Annotated in this window: 14 protein-coding genes; 6 read left to right on the plus strand and 8 right to left on the minus strand. The window is 60.7% G+C overall.

Going from position 1 to position 17,381, the window contains the following annotated elements; all coding sequences use genetic code 11:
* The coding region (locus VHX65_05025; GenBank protein ID HEX3997893.1) for a Gfo/Idh/MocA family oxidoreductase at window positions 1–1,158 on the plus strand (1,158 nt) is incomplete at its 5' end.
* Between the two features lie 74 nt (window positions 1,159–1,232).
* Here VHX65_05025 and VHX65_05030 read toward each other — a convergent pair.
* Window positions 1,233–2,396 (minus strand): GNAT family N-acetyltransferase, encoded by a 1,164-nt coding sequence (locus VHX65_05030; GenBank protein HEX3997894.1) that lies wholly within the window; start codon window positions 2,394–2,396, stop codon window positions 1,233–1,235.
* 427 nt (window positions 2,397–2,823) lie between these two features.
* Here VHX65_05030 and VHX65_05035 point away from each other — a divergent pair, with 427 nt between their 5' ends.
* Both VHX65_05035 and VHX65_05040 read left to right on the plus strand, forming a co-directional pair.
* Window positions 2,824–3,939, plus strand: a complete 1,116-nt coding sequence (locus tag VHX65_05035) for a redoxin family protein (protein ID HEX3997895.1) — start codon at window positions 2,824–2,826, stop codon at window positions 3,937–3,939.
* A gap of 72 nt (window positions 3,940–4,011) precedes the next feature.
* A complete protein-coding gene (locus VHX65_05040) occupies window positions 4,012–5,142 on the plus strand; it encodes a glycosyltransferase (GenBank protein ID HEX3997896.1) in 1,131 nt (376 codons plus the stop codon).
* A 171-nt stretch (window positions 5,143–5,313) separates the two neighbouring features.
* Here VHX65_05040 and sdhB read toward each other — a convergent pair whose 3' ends face one another.
* The 3 genes from sdhB to VHX65_05055 all read right to left on the minus strand — a co-directional run bounded on the left by sdhB (window position 5,314) and on the right by VHX65_05055 (window position 9,376).
* Window positions 5,314–6,204 (minus strand): succinate dehydrogenase iron-sulfur subunit, encoded by an 891-nt coding sequence (gene sdhB, locus VHX65_05045; protein ID HEX3997897.1) that lies wholly within the window; start codon window positions 6,202–6,204, stop codon window positions 5,314–5,316.
* Window positions 6,205–6,300: 96 nt separating this feature from the next.
* Window positions 6,301–8,337: a succinate dehydrogenase flavoprotein subunit gene (gene sdhA / locus VHX65_05050; protein ID HEX3997898.1), complete on the minus strand. Its 2,037-nt coding sequence runs from the start codon at window positions 8,335–8,337 to the stop codon at window positions 6,301–6,303.
* 271 nt (window positions 8,338–8,608) lie between these two features.
* Window positions 8,609–9,376, minus strand: a complete 768-nt coding sequence (locus tag VHX65_05055; protein ID HEX3997899.1) for a succinate dehydrogenase — start codon at window positions 9,374–9,376, stop codon at window positions 8,609–8,611.
* Between the two features lie 488 nt (window positions 9,377–9,864).
* On the opposite strand from VHX65_05055, the gene VHX65_05060 reads away from it, so the two are divergent.
* The 3 genes from VHX65_05060 to VHX65_05070 all read left to right on the plus strand — a co-directional run bounded on the left by VHX65_05060 (window position 9,865) and on the right by VHX65_05070 (window position 13,833).
* Complete coding sequence (locus VHX65_05060) at window positions 9,865–10,254, plus strand: response regulator (protein ID HEX3997900.1); 390 nt, start codon at window positions 9,865–9,867, stop codon at window positions 10,252–10,254.
* A 519-nt stretch (window positions 10,255–10,773) separates the two neighbouring features.
* Window positions 10,774–12,510, plus strand: a complete 1,737-nt coding sequence (locus VHX65_05065; GenBank protein HEX3997901.1) for a response regulator — start codon at window positions 10,774–10,776, stop codon at window positions 12,508–12,510.
* 135 nt (window positions 12,511–12,645) lie between these two features.
* On the plus strand, window positions 12,646–13,833 hold the full coding sequence (locus VHX65_05070) for a metallophosphoesterase (protein HEX3997902.1): 1,188 nt from the start codon (window positions 12,646–12,648) through the stop codon (window positions 13,831–13,833).
* A gap of 16 nt (window positions 13,834–13,849) precedes the next feature.
* On the opposite strand, the gene VHX65_05075 is transcribed toward VHX65_05070, so the two are convergent.
* From VHX65_05075 to ald, 4 genes are all read right to left on the minus strand, one after another.
* A complete protein-coding gene (locus VHX65_05075; protein HEX3997903.1) occupies window positions 13,850–14,290 on the minus strand; it encodes a PIN domain-containing protein in 441 nt (146 codons plus the stop codon).
* Entirely contained in the window at window positions 14,287–14,490 is a 204-nt protein-coding gene (locus tag VHX65_05080) for a type II toxin-antitoxin system VapB family antitoxin (protein HEX3997904.1), read from the minus strand. The genes VHX65_05075 and VHX65_05080 overlap by 4 nt, the downstream gene beginning before the upstream one ends.
* Before the next feature lie 93 nt (window positions 14,491–14,583).
* Entirely contained in the window at window positions 14,584–15,819 is a 1,236-nt protein-coding gene (mtnA, locus tag VHX65_05085) for an S-methyl-5-thioribose-1-phosphate isomerase (protein HEX3997905.1), read from the minus strand.
* A 32-nt stretch (window positions 15,820–15,851) separates the two neighbouring features.
* Window positions 15,852–16,955 (minus strand): alanine dehydrogenase, encoded by a 1,104-nt coding sequence (gene ald, locus VHX65_05090; GenBank protein HEX3997906.1) that lies wholly within the window; start codon window positions 16,953–16,955, stop codon window positions 15,852–15,854.
* Window positions 16,956–17,381: the final 426 nt, after the last annotated feature.

Below are 17,381 nucleotides of genomic sequence, written 5' to 3' on the forward strand. Positions count from 1 at the left end.
TATGTTGCCGTCTGCGATGCCGATCGAAGCCGCCGGGAGCGGGCTGCCGCGCTCGTCAAAGATTGGAGCCGTGCCACGCCGGCCGTCGTGGCCGACTATCGCGCGATCGTCGATCGCCACGATATCGACATCGTCCACATTTCCACGCCCGAGCATTGGCACGCCAAAGTCGCTATCGAAGCGATGCTGTCGGGCAAGGATGTGTATTGCGAAAAACCGATGACGCTGACCATTGCCGAAGGCCAGCAAATGTGTGCCGCCTGCCGGAAGACCGGCCGGATCGTGCAGATCGGCACTCAGCAGCGCAGCGATCCGCTGTTCATCAAGGCGATCGCGCTGATTCGCGACGGACGAATCGGCGAGTTGAAAAAAGCGACCTGTGTGGTCAACGGCGCGCCGACCAGCCCACAGATTCCCGTGGTCGAACCGCCGAAGACGTTGGACTGGAATCTTTGGCAAGGCCCGGTGCCCGAAAAGCGATTTCGCTACCTGGCCGGCAACAATGGCGAAACCAAAAGTTGGTCGCGCTGCCATTACGAGTTTCGCTGGTGGTACGAATATTCGGGCGGCAAACTGACCGACTGGGGCGCGCATCATGTCGACATCGCCACTTGGGCGATGAGCAAGACCGACACCGGCCCGATCTCGGTCGATCCGGTGAAAGTCAAGCATCCCGTGGAGTTCAAAGATGGCTATCCCACCGATGAATCTCGATACAACACGGCCACGGAGTTTCTTATTCAAGCCCGATATGCCGATGGCATGGAGCTCGATATTCGCCACGATGGCGACAACGGTATTCTGTTCGAAGGCACGGACGGGCGGCTGTTTGTAAATCGCGGGCGAATCACCGGCAAAGCCGTCGACGAATTGAAATCGAAACCGTTGCCGCCGGGGGCCATGGAAGCCGTCTACAAGCACCGGCCGCTGACGAACCATTTTCAGAATTTTTTCGAATCGGTCGTCGCACGCAAAGAGCCGATCTCCGACGTGTTCAGCCATCATCGGTCATTGACGACGTGCCACTTGGCCGGCATCGCCGCCCGCTTAGGCCGCAAACTTCTTTGGGACCCGACGCGCCAGGAAATTCTGGGCGACTCCCAGGCTCAAAGCTTCATCGCCCGCGAGCGGCGCAAAGGATTTGAAATCGAGGCATAGGAATCCACGCTCCGACCTTGCGTGGCCAGAGTCTCAAAAGCCGAATCGTCGCGCTACCACGAACGACGGCCGGCCTACGTTTTCGCACCATTCGAATCGTAGATGCGATAGACTTTCGAGAGCGGCACTTTCGCGCGCTCGAGGCTGCCGCGCGATAGCGTGTTGCTCTCCAACACCCACGACATTTCGGCTTCCTCGATTCCCCATTCGAGCACTTTGGGAATCAACCCGGTGAGCAAAATCAGGCCGATGCCCCAGCGCTGATATTCGGGCACGACGTTGGCGCTGATGATCCGCATTCGCTTCAACGCGCGGCGATTGCGCAATAGTCGAAGGAAACCGAATGGAAACAGCCGGCCGCGAATCAGTTTGATCCGCGGATTGTAGTCGAGCAGGCCGAACACCACACCGACCGGTTTGCCGTCGGCTTCGGCGATTAGCGCCAACTCCGGCACGATCATGTGCTTGAGCTGGCTTCCCATGTGATGAATCTCGGCGGCGGAGAGAGGCACGAAGCCCCAAGTGCTGCCGAGCGATTGATTGTAGAGATCGAGAAACGTCGCCAACTCGGCGCGAAATTTCTTGCGGTCCATCGGCCGGAGCTTGACATTGAACCGCTCGGCCGCGAGCCCGGCCATGCGAGTCACCTTCGGGTCGAGCTGCGCGAGCATGCTCGGCTTGCCCCAATAAGCGAACAGATCTTGGCACTTGGACAATCCGCAGCCCTCGATCAATCGGCCGTAATAAGGCTTGTTGTAGGTCATCATGAAAAACGGCGGTGTGTCGAACCCTTCCACCAACAGGCCGCATTCGTAATTGAGCGACGGATTGCACGGCCCGCGGAGTTGATGAATGCCACGCTCCGCAAGCCATGCTCGGGCGGCGGCGAACAGCCCATCGGCCACGGCCGGGTCGTCGGTCGACTCGAAGAAGCCGAAGAAGCCGAGTTGTTCCTTGTGGAACCGGTTGTGAGCATGGTTGAGGATGGCCGCGATTCGACCGTACACTCGGCCCTCGCGGTAGGCCACAAAGGTCTGCACCTCGGCGTCTTCGTAAAATGGATGCTTCGTGAATCCGACCAAACCTTTTTGGTCCATCAGCAGCGGCGGAATCCAATTCGGATCGCCAGCGTAGTGCTGGAACGGAAAATCGAGAAACTGCTTCCGCTGGCGACGGCTGACTACCGGTTGCACGGAAACCGCGGAGGCCACTTCGGGCGTTACGACCGAACTGCTCATGTTTTGTCACGTCGCCTTCTTGCCGAAGAGAATCGCCCCGGCTACGAGTGTTCCGCCGAAGAAACGCGGTGCCCGATTGCCAGCAAGGCTTGGCCGAAAAATAAGTTCCGTTTTTCGAACCCCTCACCTGTCCTCTGCCGCGAGGGGAGAGGGGTCTGTGGAGAAGTTATTTTTCGGCCGAGCGTATGGCGTTCACCGACTGTATCTGCCGTTGAAGGGCGAATCAAGACGAACGTGGCGGATGGTCTTCGGGAGTCGCCTCGCCGCGAAGTGCCGGCTGTCGGTGGTTCGCCGCCATTTTCGCCCCCCTCGCGCTTGCGGCAAGCCGCCGCGGAACGGTAAGATTCAGCTTCCAAAGGAGGGTGTTCCAGCAGTCCATTTCTTCTCCCGCCATCGACGATGGCATTTCTTTCTGGGGCCACTAAAAATGAACCGCATCATCCGCTTGCTGCCGATCCATTGTGCGTTGGCGATTGCGCTCGTTTGCAGTTGTTTGGCAAGCGCATTGCTCGATACGGCTCGGGCCGATTCGTTCGCTTCGATCCGTTGGGCGGGAGCCGGCACATCCAGCGAAGCAGTGAAGGGAAAGAGCGTCGTGATGGTGTCGTTTGTCACCTGGTGCCCGATCTGCAACAAATGGGCGCCCGAGATGCTCGACCAAATAAAGTCGGCCACCGCCGACAAGCCGGTCATCGTGCTGGCCGTCGCCACGGATGTCGGGCCGGCCGAGGGCAAGGACTACATGCTCAAGCATAATTTCACCGGCCCGAACATTCTGTATGGCGCCGATGCAAATGTTCCGAAGGAATACGGCGTCGATGCGAAGAACCTTTGGAATTATGTGTGGTTCGACCCGACCGGAAAGGTCAAGGAAAAGGGCGCCGCCGGCAGCTTTTATCCGGGTGCAAATAATGCGAAAAATTTCGTCGTGCCCGCCCATATCAATTCCGCAACCGACCTTGGCAAGCTCGAATTCGTCTCGTCGGGGATGTCGCCAGGCGTGAAGGATTTCGCTTGGGCCGTCGAATTGGGCAATCTTTCGCTGCTTACGCAAATCTCGTCGCCGCGGGTGCAGCGCGGGCTCAACAAGGAAGACCGCCAGGCATTGGTCGACATGCAATCGAAGTTCCTCGATTCGCGGCTGGCGAGCGCCAAGGAACTTTCGAGCGGCGACGTGCCGCAGAAGATCGAGGCGTTTGAAACGGCAACGCAATTGTCCAGCCATTTCCGCACTACGGCCCAGGGGAAGGAAGCCGTCAAAATCGCCTCGTCGCTGAACAGCGACCCGGCGTTTCGCAAGGAGATGACGGCCCAAAAGCAATACTATCTCGCACAGAACAAAGCCGGTGGCGACGACGCAAAGCTCGCCAAACTGCTCCGGGCCGTCTCGGTTCATTTCGCCAATACCTATTACGGCGAACAGGCCAAACGCGAAGCCGAGACGACGGCCGGTGAATCGCCGGAAAAAGCCTCGACCGCGAAAGAACCGAAGGGCCCAGCGGCGAAGAATTCAACCGCAATTAGCGATTCGCCGTCGAAGTAATGTCGAAGTAAACCGGTGACGGCAAAATTCGGCGAGCCCTCACAGCCTCAAGCCTCACAACCTTCCCCCCCCATGCCCCGCCGCATCCTGGTTCTCTCGGCCTCGGTCGGCGCGGGGCATTTGCGGGCTGCCGAGGCCGTCGAACTCGCCCTGCGGCAACTCGATCCCGACGCGACGATCGAAAATGTCGATGTACTTAAGCTCAGTAGCGCCGTCTTCCGCCGCGTCTACGGTCAAGCCTATCTCGACATGGTCAACCGCACGCCCCACGTGCTCGGTTATTTCTACGACCTGCTCGACCGGAAGCCGTCGCCGAAGCAACGCTCCGACAGTATGCGGCGATTGGTGCAACGGATGAATCTTGGCCGGTTTCTGAAGTTTTTGTCGTCCGAGTCGTGGGACGTCGTCGTGAACACGCACTTTTTGCCGGCCGAGATCATTGCCGGCCTGAAGCTGAAAAAGAAGTTCGGCGCTCCGCAAATCACCACGGTCACGGATTTCGAAACGCACCGGCTTTGGGCCAACGAACCGTGCGAGCAATATTTCACCGCCACGCGCGAAGCAGTCGTGCATCTCGAATCGTGGGGCGTGCCCGCCGCTTCGGTCGCCGTCAGCGGCATTCCGATTCATCCGGTGTTCACCGTGAAAAAGGACCGCGGCGATTGCCTCGAGCGGCACGGGCTGGTGGGCGATCGGCCGCTCATATTGCAACTTTCCGGCGGCTTTGGCGTGGGGCCGATCGAAAAAATCTTTCGTGCCATTCTCGATATCGAGCAGCCCGTGGAACTCGTCGTCGTCACCGGTCGGAACGCGGCCTTGCAAAAAGAACTGGCGCAAGCCGAAGTGCCGGAGCGGCATCGAGTGCATGTGGTCGGCTATACCACCGAGATCGACGAGCTAATGAACGTCGCCGATATCGTGGTTACGAAGCCGGGCGGGCTGACCAGCTCGGAAGTTCTTGCCCGCGGCGCCGCAATGGCGATCGTCAATCCGATCCCCGGCCAGGAAAGCCGCAACAGCGATTATCTGTTGGAACACGGCGCGGCGATCAAGCTCAACAATGTTTGCACGCTGTCGTACAAGCTCAACGCGCTATTGGCGGAACCCAAAAAATTGGCCCGCTTGAAAGCCAACAGCCGCCGCCTGGGCAAACCGAAAGCCGCCTTCGAAGTCGCCCGCCGAGCCCTCGAAATGGCGAATTGACTTGAGAACTGAATACGTTTTGATCGCACCGAGGCATAACGGAGAATGAGGACCCAATGCTGCCACTTCTCGCCGAACCTCGCGGGCGGCGTTAGACCGTGGCCGATTTGGCCGCGATGCCGAACCATTTGCCGTCGGGCCGATGCGGCCCGCAGGATCAGGCGAGGCTTCTTAGCGATCGAAGAATCGCTGGAACATGCGCTTCGTTGCGGCGCGGCCGGCGCGGCCGATCGAGCGGGTTAGCGGGATGTGCTTCGGGCAAACCTGCACGCAATTCTGCGCGTTGCCGCAGACTTGGATGCCCCCCTCGGCCGTCAGGGCGTCGATCCGCTCGCCGGCTTGCATCGTGCCGGTCGGATGCAGATTCATCAGCATCACTTGGCTGATCGCATGCGCGCCGACGAAATTGCGGTCGTAGGCCGCTTCGCGGCGGGCATGGAATTGCTCGTCGGTCTCGCCTTCGCGGCGCTCGAGTTCGATCTTCGTGTATTGCGGGCAGGCATCCAAGCAACAGCCGCAACTCATGCACTCGCTGAGCGGATAGCGCTCCTGCTGCTGCGCCGGCGATGCTGGCGGCCCGGAGCCCAGGTCGTAATAGCCGTCGACCGGTATCCAACAGTGGAGCTTTTCTAAGGCCCGGAACAGCCGGCCGCGATCGACCACCAAATCGCGAACGACCGGAAATTTTTGCATCGGCCGCAGCTCGATTTCCTCGGCATTGTCTTCCAGCAGCCGATCGACCAACGCCGAACAAGCTTGCCGAACATGGCCATTGACGACCATCGTGCAGGCGCCGCAAACCTCTTCCAGGCAATTGCAATCCCAGGCCACCGGGGCGACCGCGATGCCGTCGATCGTCGTGGCCTGCGCGGCGATGCGCTGCAAGACACTGATCACGTTCATGTCCGGTTCGTGTGCCACCTTGTGCCGCTCCCAATAGCTTTGCTCGCCGGGAGCATTTTGCCGCAGGATGCGCACTTCGAAATGCGTGCGCGCCGGGGCGTGGGAGTGGCCGTTGTCGGCGTGGGGGGCGGCGGAGTCGTGGGCGTGCGATTCGGACATTGCGGAGTTGGCCAAGAGTGATAAGAGGATTTTGGGGGAACGCGCGAAACCGCAAGCGGGGGGCGACGCGGGGCGAGAGCTGGAACAGGAATTGTTTTAGTTCTTCACGGCTTCGGGGTGGGCGACGGATTGCGGTGCGCCGTTGTTGGAAAGTTGCTTTGCGGCCTGGCGTTCTTTCCAGACTTGTTCGATGATCTCCGCCCCGACCAAGCCGTAAAGCCGCGGCCGCGGCGTGATCAGCGAGGTGTCGACGTCTTCATAGCTCAACTGCGGCTCGCCGTTGACATCCAGAACGGCAATCGTCGATTTAAGCCACTTCCGCGTGTTCGCCTCGAATCGGTCGCACCATGCCTCCGCTTGCCGCCGCTGCTCGGCCGGATCGGAACTTTCGATGCCGGGCATCATGAAATCGGGCTTGAAATGAGCGCCACGGCATTCGTCGCGCTTGAGCGCTCCGAGCAGGATCGTCTTGGCCAGCGGGATCATGTCGCGCAGGGCCTTGGTGAAAACGACGTTTTGGTTCGTCCAATTCCCGGTGTCGGAAAGCGATGAGCGGCGGAGGCGATCTTGCAGCGCGTGAACGCTGTCGATCGCTTCGGCCAGCGTCGAGTTGTAGCGCACCACCGTGGCCGCCCGGGTCATCACCTGGCCCAATTCTTCATGAATGCGATAGGGGTTCTCGCCGCCGCGACCGACGCCGGAAATGCCGCGGCCCGCGGCGCTGTTTTTCAGCAGCGCGTCGTGTTCGGCCTGCTTCTGGCGCACGGCATGCGCGAAGAGCTTTGACGAACTGTCGGCGGCGATCCCCTTCTGCGATTTCAACCGCGAGTCGATGCTCGGCGCGACGATCAGCCCGCTGAAAATACAGCTCAACAGCGAATTAGCGCCCAGCCGGTTGGCGCCGTGATATTGATAATCGCATTCGCCGATCGCATACAGGCCGGAAATGTTCGTTTGCTGATTCCGCGGGTTGCCGAGTTGCAGGCCGCCGTCGGCGGATCGTTGATAATCGACCCACAGGCCGCCCATCGAATAGTGGACGGCGGGGAAAATCTTCATCGGCGCCGTGCGCGGATCGACTCCGGTGAATTTCTCGTAAATTTCCAAGATGCCGCCGAGTTTGAGATCGAGCGTCGCGCGGGGAATGTGTGTCAGATCGAGATAAACGCAGGGCCGGGTTGGATCGACGCTCAATCCTTCGTGCGTGCAGATGTTGAAGATTTCGCGCGTGGCGATATCGCGCGGCACGAGGTTGCCGTATTTCGGATAGCGCTCTTCGAGAAAATAGTAGCGCTCGTTTTCGGGAATCGATTTTGGATCGCGCGGATCGTGTGGCGTGCGGGGCACCCACACGCGGCCCCCTTCGCCGCGCGCGCTTTCGCTCATCAGGCGGAGTTTGTCGGCCCCGGGGACGGCCGTGGGATGGACCTGAATGAATTCGCCGTTGCCGTATTTCGCCCCCGCTTGAAACGCCCGGCTCACGGCGCTGCCGGTGCAGGCCATCGACATCGTCGAGCGGCCGAAGATCAGGCCGCAGCCGCCCGAGGCGATCACGACGGCATCGGCCGGGAAGGCGCGGATTTCCATGGTGACCAAATCCTGGCCGACGCAGCCGCGGCAGATGCCGTCGTCGTCGAGCACGGGGGCTAAAAAGTCCCAAAATTCATATTTGGTGACCTTGCCTTCCGTTTCCCAGCGGCGAACTTGCTCGTCAAGGGCATACAGCAATTGCTGGCCCGTGGTGGCGCCGGCGAAGGCGGTTCGCTTGAAGAGCGTGCCGCCAAACCGCCGTTGATCGCGAAAGCCTTCCGGAGTGCGATTGAAAGGGACGCCAAGCCGATCCATCAAGTCGATGATCCGCGGCCCCCAATACACCATCTCTTTCACCGGCGGCTGATGCTGCAGAAAATCGCCGCCGTAAACGGTGTCGTCGAGATGGTTCCATTCGGTGTCGCCTTGTTGGCGCGTCAGCGCGTTGACGCTGTTGATTCCGCCTTGAGCGCAAACACTGTGCGAGCGTTTGACCGGCGTCAGGCTCATCAGATCGACATCGACCCCGAGTTCGGCCAACTTCATCGCGGCCGCCAAGCCGGCCAAGCCGCCGCCCACGATCATCACCCGTTGCTTCGCCATGAAAAACGACCTCGAAATTAGTAGGTCAGGCTTTCCAGCCTGACATGAATAGCCGGTTGTCTTTTCAGCATACTAGCCCGAAGCGTTAGCGAGGATGATTACCTTTTGGCGGCGCGTCCTCGCTCACGCTTCGGGCCAGGCTTTGTCGCAAGACACCCGCCTATCGTTCAACCAGGACGGAGTAGGTCCGGTCTGTCAGGGAATCCCTCGCTCACGCTTCGGGCTAATGTGCATCTCGCCAAGAATTCGCAGTTACCGTCCTGTCGCGCGCTTATTTCCGCGGCGTTTCGGCGCGTGTGGAGAGCATGTCGGGCGATCGTTCGCCGGTGCGAATCTCGTGGAGCGTTTCGATATTCTTTTCGACAATTTTTGCCTTGCTTACATCGACGGTGCAGAATCCATAGAGAGCCGCCAATCCGATAAAACCCACGACCAGCCCGAAGCCGAAGCATGCCCGTCCAGCGCGGCGCATCGCGGGCTGCGTGGTCCAAATGCCCCAGGTGATGCCTTGCGTCCACAGCCCATTCGATAAATGGTATACGGCCGAGACAATGCCAATTGCATACAGCACTCGAGTCAGAGCGGGAGCGAGCGTGATGGCGGTGGAAGAGGTGGCGGCTTCCGAGTCGAAATGTCCGCCCCCGAAGAGCAAGCCCAGTCGATGCATTTGCAGTACATGCCAGACGATGAATGCGAAGACAATCATCCCGGTCGCCCGTTGCAACGTGTAGCGGATATTGCTGCCGTAGGGATAGGCGTTGGCGTTGGGCATGCCTCCGGCAATGATGATGCAGCCGATAATGGCGTGAAACAGAATTGGGATGAAGATAAACGTCCATTCCACCAGCGGCAGAAAGATCCCCAAGGCGTGAATCTGGCCGACGGCGTCCTGATAGGCGGCCGGCCCGTTGAGCACCAGCGAATTCGTGATCAGATGCACGACCAGATAAGCGCCGATCGGGATCAGGCCAGCAAGCGAAAACAGTCGGTAGATAAGAAATTGATGCCGCGAGAAGAACGACGAGCCGTTGGCGTCCAAGGGGATTTCTTCCTGACAGCGAATGGGGAGGATCGGCGGGTGCGGTCGGCGCGCAAAAGCAACCCAGAGTATAGAGTGCCCGCGCAATCTGGCAACGGGCAGGTGAAACGGCTGAAACGGCGCGAAACTCTCGTGAAGCGGCCAAGTCCACCGCCCGCTCGTAACGCGGACGCAGCGTCGAAAGCTGGCGAGCCCCCGAGCGGACGACTCCGCCGTTTCCGGCGATTTTTTGCACTTGGCCTGTCCGATTGGCAGCGACGGCCTGCGAACCTGTCAAGCTGGCTCCGCCCGATCGCCGAAGGCGACCTCGGTTGAAGTTATTGTTTCTGACGTAACCTACAATTAGAGTGAACCTTACGGTGGGAATCATGTTCGCGCCGACCCACCCATTCTCGAACGGTACTACGTTTGCGGCAAATCGCGGGTCGGCGGTTTGTGTGCTGCCGGCCGACGCGGGCTGAGCTGTTTTTAGGCGGGGAGATGGTGGGATGGTCACGCCTTCGCTGTTAATCACCGACGACGATGCGGCCTTGCGCGAAACGATGGGCGGCTTGTTCCAGCCCCGCGGCTTCCGCATTCTGATGGCGGCCGATGGTCAGGAAGCACTGCAAATCGTCGAGCGTGAAGAGGTCCATCTCATGCTGCTCGATATGCACATGCCGCGGCTGACGGGTTTGGAAACGCTTCGGCGGGTGAAGCAATTCAGATCGCTTCTGCCTTGCATTCTGCTATCCGCGCGCTGCGACGCATCTTTGGTCGAGCAAGGGCGGCGAGCAATGGCCCATTCCGTGCTCGCGAAGCCGGTCAGCCGGCAAACGCTCACTTCGGCAGTCGAGCAAGCCCTCGAAGGCGCTTATGGCTGGCGCGTTCGCTCGTAAGGCTTTCGACCTTCCGCCCTTTCGGCCCCGCGAATGCCGAGTCGACGCTTCCGCCACTGGCTGCCCGCTTGAACAAGGGCGCGAGAATTGCGGACTGTGCCTCGCGTAACGATGGCGCTCGTCACGAAAAATGGGAAAGGCGAGGAAGAGGTACGCCGCTATGAATAAGTCCTACGAAGCCGGTCGATGCAAGCCTTAGCGGCATCGATCGAGTTTCGTTCCCTGGCCCGGATTATTCATGGCGCCACGCTAGCCCGAAGCATATGCGAGGGGGCCACCGAGGCTTATCCTCGCTAGCGAGTCGGGCTACTATTTCGCAGCGTGTAGCGAATTTCCGGCGCCATGAATAGTCCGGGCTCGACGAGTCCCGGCAACAATCGCGGCAGAAAATTCGGGAACCTACCAAAATGCCGAAAACCCGTCGCGACGGCTTGGCAGACGGTTGTTTGCCCAGAACGGGCTCCTTATAATATTTGCGCAACTGTGTACTATCGGAACTAAGAGAGGGGGTTGTGGGAATTGGCCACGAAACCCAAGATTCTTTTCCTGCATGATCCGGCAGATGCCAAACGGCCCGCGGAAGCGCTGCAATCGCTGGTAAACGGCGATGTCGACGTCGAGGAAGTCGCAAGCCCCTTGCGAGCCCTTGTCCGTTTGGCTCGTGATGATTATTCCGGCATGGTCGTCATCGGCGACCATTTGGCCGAAGCGCTGCGGATCGGCAAGCTGCTGCAAAACGAGCAGATTCTCGAAGGCATGCCCGACGGAATCGTTCTGCTCGACACCGACAACACAATCGTTTGGGGCAATGGCCGGCTGCGCGATTGGAGCGGCCACGATACGGTGATCGGGATGAATTTCTATGCGGCCCTCAATAGCCCGGAAATTTTAGGGCCCGATTTCTGTCCCTTCCACTCGGCGCTTTCGACGGCCAAGGAGAGCGGCTCGACGCTCCGCTCTGCCGACAACCGCTATTTTCAGGTCCACGTCGCGCCCGTATTCGAGCGGGGCCATCCGCCGCAACACCTGATCGTCACCGTCCGCGATGTGACGAAGGAAATGCTGCAGCAGCAGAAACTGGCCGCCATCCATCAGGCCGGCATGGAGCTAGCCGATCTGACGCCCGACGATCTGGCGTGCATGACGGTCGACGAGCGCATCGAACTATTGAAGCAGAACATCCTGCACTACACGAAAGACCTGCTGCAATTCGACGTCGTGGAGATCCGTTTGCTCGACCACGCGACCGGCCGCCTCGAGCCGCTTTTGGCGGTGAACATGGATCCGGAAGCGGCCGAACGCGTGCTCTACGCAAAGTCGCACGATAATGGCGTGACGGGCTTTGTCGCCGCGACCGGCAAGAGCTACCTCTGCGAAGACACGACCCAGGACCCGCTTTATTTGGAAGGATTCAAGGGCGCGAAGAGTTCGCTGACGGTCCCGCTGATTTTGCACGACCAAGTGATTGGCACGTTTAACGTCGAAAGCCCAGAGCCGCGTGCCTTCACCGAAAATGACCTGATGTTTCTCGAGATTTTCACGCGCGACGTGGCCGTGTCGCTGAACACACTGGAATTGCTCGTAGCGGAGAAGGCCACCGCAGCCACCAAAAGCGTTGAAGCCATTCACGGCGCCGTGGCCCTCCCGGTCGACGAAATACTCAACGACGCCGTGAACGTCATGGAGCGATACATCGGGCACGAACCCGAGGTCGTCGAGCGCTTGCAGCGCATTCTGCGCAACGCTCGCGACATCAAGCAGGTGATCCACAAGGTCGGGCAGAAACTGACGCCGTCGCAAGCGATTCCGCAATCGCGGCAAACGGAAAAGCGGCCCGGCTTGCGCGGCCGGCGGGTGCTCGTGGTCGATGCCGACGAACCAGTCCGCAGCGAAGCCCACAACTTGCTCGAAAAATACGGTTGCGTCGTCGAAACCGCCCACAACGGCGCGGAAGCCCTGTGCATGGTTCGTAATTTCGGCGAAGACGAAGGAGGCTACGACTGTATCATCGCCGATATCCGCCTTCCGGACATGACCGGCTACGAGCTGATGGTCAAGTTGCAGGATCTTTTGGGCACGGTTCCGCTGGTGATGATGACCGGTTTCGGATACGATCCGGGGCATTCGATCGTTAAGGGCCGGCAAGCGGGATTGAAGTCGGTGCTGTACAAGCCGTTCCGCTTGGACCAGTTGCTCGACACGGTCGAACAAACGGTGGAGATGCCCCGGCCCCGGCCCGTTCGCCAGCCAAGCTGAGAGCAAGCATCGCGGCGCACGGCACCTTGCCGGAAGCCCCGGTCGCGAGACAAGGGCTGAGCTTTCACGTACGATGTCTCTAGCCCGCGCCCGGCAACGCTTCAACCGGCTCGTTTCACCCCGCCGATTTTTCTCATGCAGCCGATCGACCTGATCCTGCTGCTGCTGGCCCTGCTTGGCCACTGCGCATTATGGGTCGGCATTCTGAACCGAATCCATTCGGTGGGAATCAAGCGGAAGAAGGTCAATTGGGTGACCATTTTCGGACTGGCGATCCTGCCGCTGACGCCAATCGTGGTTTGCGTCGTGATGTTCGTCGGCCGAATGAATTGGGCGGTTTCACGATTGCCGGCCAAGGGGCCCTGGTGGCCGCTCGTTTATCTGGTTCCCTGCTGGGGCGTTGGCTTGGCGGTCTCGTTGCGCTGGCTGGCTCGCAAACTTCGTGGGCAGCGTCCGAACCTGCTGTTGGAGAATCACAGCCGCGACGTGGATGTTTCGGCTCGGCTTGGTTATCGGCCCGTCCGGGGCTTCGTCGGCCGGAGCCTGGGTTGGATCCCCGGCGAGCAGAGCCTTACACTCCGCGTTCAGGAAAAAACGATCGAGCTGCCGCGGCTGCCGGAATCGCTCGACGGACTGCGGATTCTGCACCTTAGCGACTTCCATTTCACCGGCCGCATTCAACCGGCTTATTTCGAAGAGGTGGTGCGGTCGGCCCTCGAAACGCCAGCCGACCTGATCGCACTCACCGGCGATTTCGTCGACAACACCGAATGCATCGACTGGCTTGCCTCGACCGTCGGCCGGCTGCAGGCACGGTTAGGAGTTTATTTCGTGCTCGGCAACCACGATCGGAAGGTCGTCGACGTGCCGCGGCTAAGGAAGACGCTTGTCGAATGCGGCTTCGTCGATCTCGGCGGCCGATGGCAGCAGTTGGAGGTCGCCGGGCAAGCTGTCGTGCTGGCGGGGAACGAATTGCCGTGGCTCGGGCCGGAGCCCGATCTTTCCAACTGCCCCGGCAATGCGGGAAAAGACTGGGTGCCGCGGATCTTGCTGGCCCACACGCCCGACCAATGGCCGTGGGCCGTCAGCAATGATTTCGATCTGATGCTGGCGGGTCACACGCATGGCGGACAGGTGTGCGTTCCGCTGGTGGGACCGATTTTTTGCCCGAGCAAGCACGGTGTCGAAATGGCTTCGGGCGTGTTTTATAAGTTGCCGACGGTGGTGCATGTCACGCGCGGCGTGTCGGGCGAATTTCCACTGCGTTGGAACTGCCCCCCGGAAGCGGCGACGCTGATTCTCCGCGCTTCGCGGCCGAGCTAAGCGCATGGCCCACCATTCAATCCCCGCGCCGCCGCTCGCTTGCGGTTTCGCGCGTCGGCGCCAGTCCGACGTTCACCGCTCGCGCGACCGCCGCAAGCGCTGGATCGACGGAAAATATGTGCCACCCTCCCCGCGCCGCCTGGGCCACGATGAGCGCCGCCGATGTCGAGCAAGCGACTCGATTCGCCGCGCATTCGACCGCGAGCTGCGCGGCCCGGATGTGATCTTCGACCGTCGCCGGCACGATTCGAAATGCTGAAAAATGCGTCTGCAATTCGTGAAACTGCGTCTTGTCGCGGACGCCGGCCAACACTTCTTGCAGCACGATCGCCGGAATTCCCAGCGACATGCCACTTTTGATCATGTGGCGTAGTGCGGCCACGGCTGACGGACCATGGCCGCGCGGCGGCTTCAGGCCGTATGCCGCTACCAGCGCCGACGTATCGAGCAAGATCATCGGCGCTTTTTCCTCGTCGCCGGTTTATTGCTTCCGGAATCGAATGCGATCGTGCCCAGCAGCCGCAAGCCCTGCACACGTTTGCGTTGGGCGATGTATTCTGCGAGCGCTTCGTTCACGGTCGCTTTCTTCGTGCGATGGCCGCCGAGCCGCAATGCTTCGCTGAGCAATTTTTCGTCGATTCCCAAATTCGTTGGCATGGCGCGAGGCAAGGGTGAGGGTGGATGAGCGGCAAGGCGCTAGCCGCCGATGTATCTTGGTGCCGGGGCGACGCGCAAAACCGCAAGCGAGCTTCAAAATCGAATGGAGTGGTCGGGCTCGCTTGCGGTTTCGCGATGTTGCCGAAACATTTCCGCAATTTGCTCCCGGTTCACCGGCTCGATCATGCCCCGCTCGCAAATAATCGCTCGGATATAGCGGGCCGGAGTCACGTCGAAAGCCGGATTATAAACATTGATCCCCATGGGAGCAGTGCGCCGGCCAAAGCCCTCAGTGATTTCTTCGGCCGAGCGCTGCTCGATCGGAATTCGATCGCCGCAATCGAGCGTGAGATCGAACGTGCTGAGCGGCGCGGCAACGTAGAACGGAATCCCATGGGCCGCGGCCAGCACCGCAACGCCATAGGTGCCGATCTTGTTGGCCGTGTCGCCATTGGCGGCAATGCGATCGGCGCCGACGACAACCGCCTGCACTCGTCCCTCGCGCATCACCTGGGCGGCCGTCGAATCGCAGATCAGCGTGACATCAATGCCGCGCTGCCGCAGTTCCCAAGCGGTCAGTCGTGCGCCCTGCAAGAGCGGCCGGGTTTCATCGGCGAACACGTGCAGTTGCTTGCCCGATTCGTGCGCCGCGAAGAAGACGGCCAGCGCGGTGCCGTAATCGGCCGTGGCAAGTCCGCCGGCATTGCAATGCGTGAGCACGCCCTGGCCGTCGCTGAAAACCGCGGCGCCATGCCGGCCGATGGCGCGGCAAATCTGCCGGTCCTCGGCGAGGATCGCGTGGGCTTCGTTCAACAATCCAGCCAGGATTTCCGCCGGGGTAGCGGCCGGACTTTCGCGCAGCAACTTCGTCGCCGCGGCATTCATGCGGTCCAAAGCCCAAAACAAATTCACGGCCGTGGGCCGGCTCGTGGCCAGATACCTGCGGGCTTCGTCGAGGCGCGCGAGACACGACGCACCGCCGAGCTGGGGATTCAACCCCTCATCCCCGGCCCATCTCCCGCAAGGGGCGACGGGAGAAAGCGCCGCCGGTTGCAGTGCGATGCATACGCCATAGGCCGCGGCAATGCCGATCGCCGGCGCGCCGCGAACGCGCAAATTGCGAATCGCCTCCCACACGGTTTCGACATCGCGACATTCCAAATGCACCAACTCTGCCGGCAACCGAGTCTGATCGATAAGTCGCAAAAACCCATCGACGCCCCCGACCCAATCGAGCGTCGCCAACGTGGGCGCTACGCTGCTTGAAGCGGCAACCGGTTGTCCACCCGCGCTTGTCTCGGCAGCTCGCTTGCGGTTTCGCGCGTCCATCCGTAACTCCCTCCCCCCCCTCACCCTCCGCCTCACCCGATTTTCGCGCACGGCATTCCGAACGTTTCCGCGACGGCTTGGTTCGTAACGGCATGGTCCATGATATTGATTGCCCGGGCGATCGGCGGGAGCGATTTTGCGGCGGCAATCAAACCGCGGTTGGCCAATTGCAGAGCCCAGGGAAGCGTCACGTTGCACAATGCGTACGTGCTAGTGCGGCCCACCGCGCCCGGCATATTGGTCACGCAATAGTGCAGCACTTCGTCGACCAGGTAAACCGGTTCGCTGTGCGTCGTCGGCCGGCTGGTTTCGACGCAGCCGCCTTGATCGATGGCCACGTCGATAATCACGCTGCCGGGTTTCATCAGCTTGAGATCCTCGCGCTCGATGAGGCGAGGAGCTTTTGCGCCGGGAATCAGCACGGCGCCGATCACGAGATCGGCGCGGTTCAACTGTTCGCGGATCGTATGCCGATCGCTGAACAGCACATCGACATTGGCCGGCATGATGTCGTCGAGATATCGCAGGCGGTCCATGTTGACGTCGAGCAGGCAGATGTCGGCGCCGAAGCCGGCGGCCACTTTGGCGGCATTGGCCCCGACGATTCCGCCGCCGAGGATCGTGATATGGGCCGGGGCGACGCCGGGAACGCCCCCCAGCAATATCCCACGGCCCATCTGCGGCCGTTCGAGATATTTGGCCCCTTCCTGAATGCTCATTCGCCCGGCGACTTCGCTCATCGGCGTCAAGAGCGGAAGCCGGCCTTGATCGTCACGCAAGGTTTCATAAGCCACGGCCGCGGCGCCGGTGGCGAGGAACGTTTCGGTTAGCTGCCGATCCGCCGCGAAATGGAAATACGTAAACACGATCTGCCCCGAACGAATCATCCGCAATTCGGGCGGCAACGGCTCTTTCACCTTCAAGATCAGATCGGCCTCGGCAAACACTTCTTGGGCCGAATCGACCAAGCGAGCCCCTTGCTGCCGATAGAGTTCGTCAAGAATTCCAGAGCCGATGCCGGCGCCGCGCTCGACGAGCACCTGATGCCCGGCCCGAACGAGCTCTTCCACACCGACCGGCAAAATGCCGACGCGATATTCGTCGCGCTTCGTTTCCTTAGGCACGCCGACGAGCATTGGTTGATGGGCGGGGGCTGGGGTGTGGGGCGTGGTTCGACAACGGCGATCGTCGGAGGCGCGAAACCGCAAGCGCGGGGCGACACGCTCCCGAGATCGAGGCTTCTATCAAGGCTGTGGGCCTGTAGCCCTCAGAGGATGTGAAAGAATGGGGACGGGCACCTTCGGGGAGCCCATTGGTTCGCGGTTCTTTCGACCGAGTTCGGAGCCGGTCCCCATTCTTTCACAAGCTCTCAGGCCTGTATCCTTTCACAATCGTTGTCGGCGGTCCATATCCCCATGTGTTTTCGACGAAGGATCGCCGCCCCTTTTCTGCGCGCTAGGGCGCTGCACGAAGAATTGCTCTCGCGACTCGGCGCGATTTCAAATCGGCTCGAGTGTCCGCCAGAACCGCCAGCGGGCGTTCGCCCGTGGGACGCACCGCTC

Source organism: Pirellulales bacterium, assembly GCA_036267355.1.
Taxonomy (GTDB): domain Bacteria; phylum Planctomycetota; class Planctomycetia; order Pirellulales; family DATAWG01; genus DATAWG01.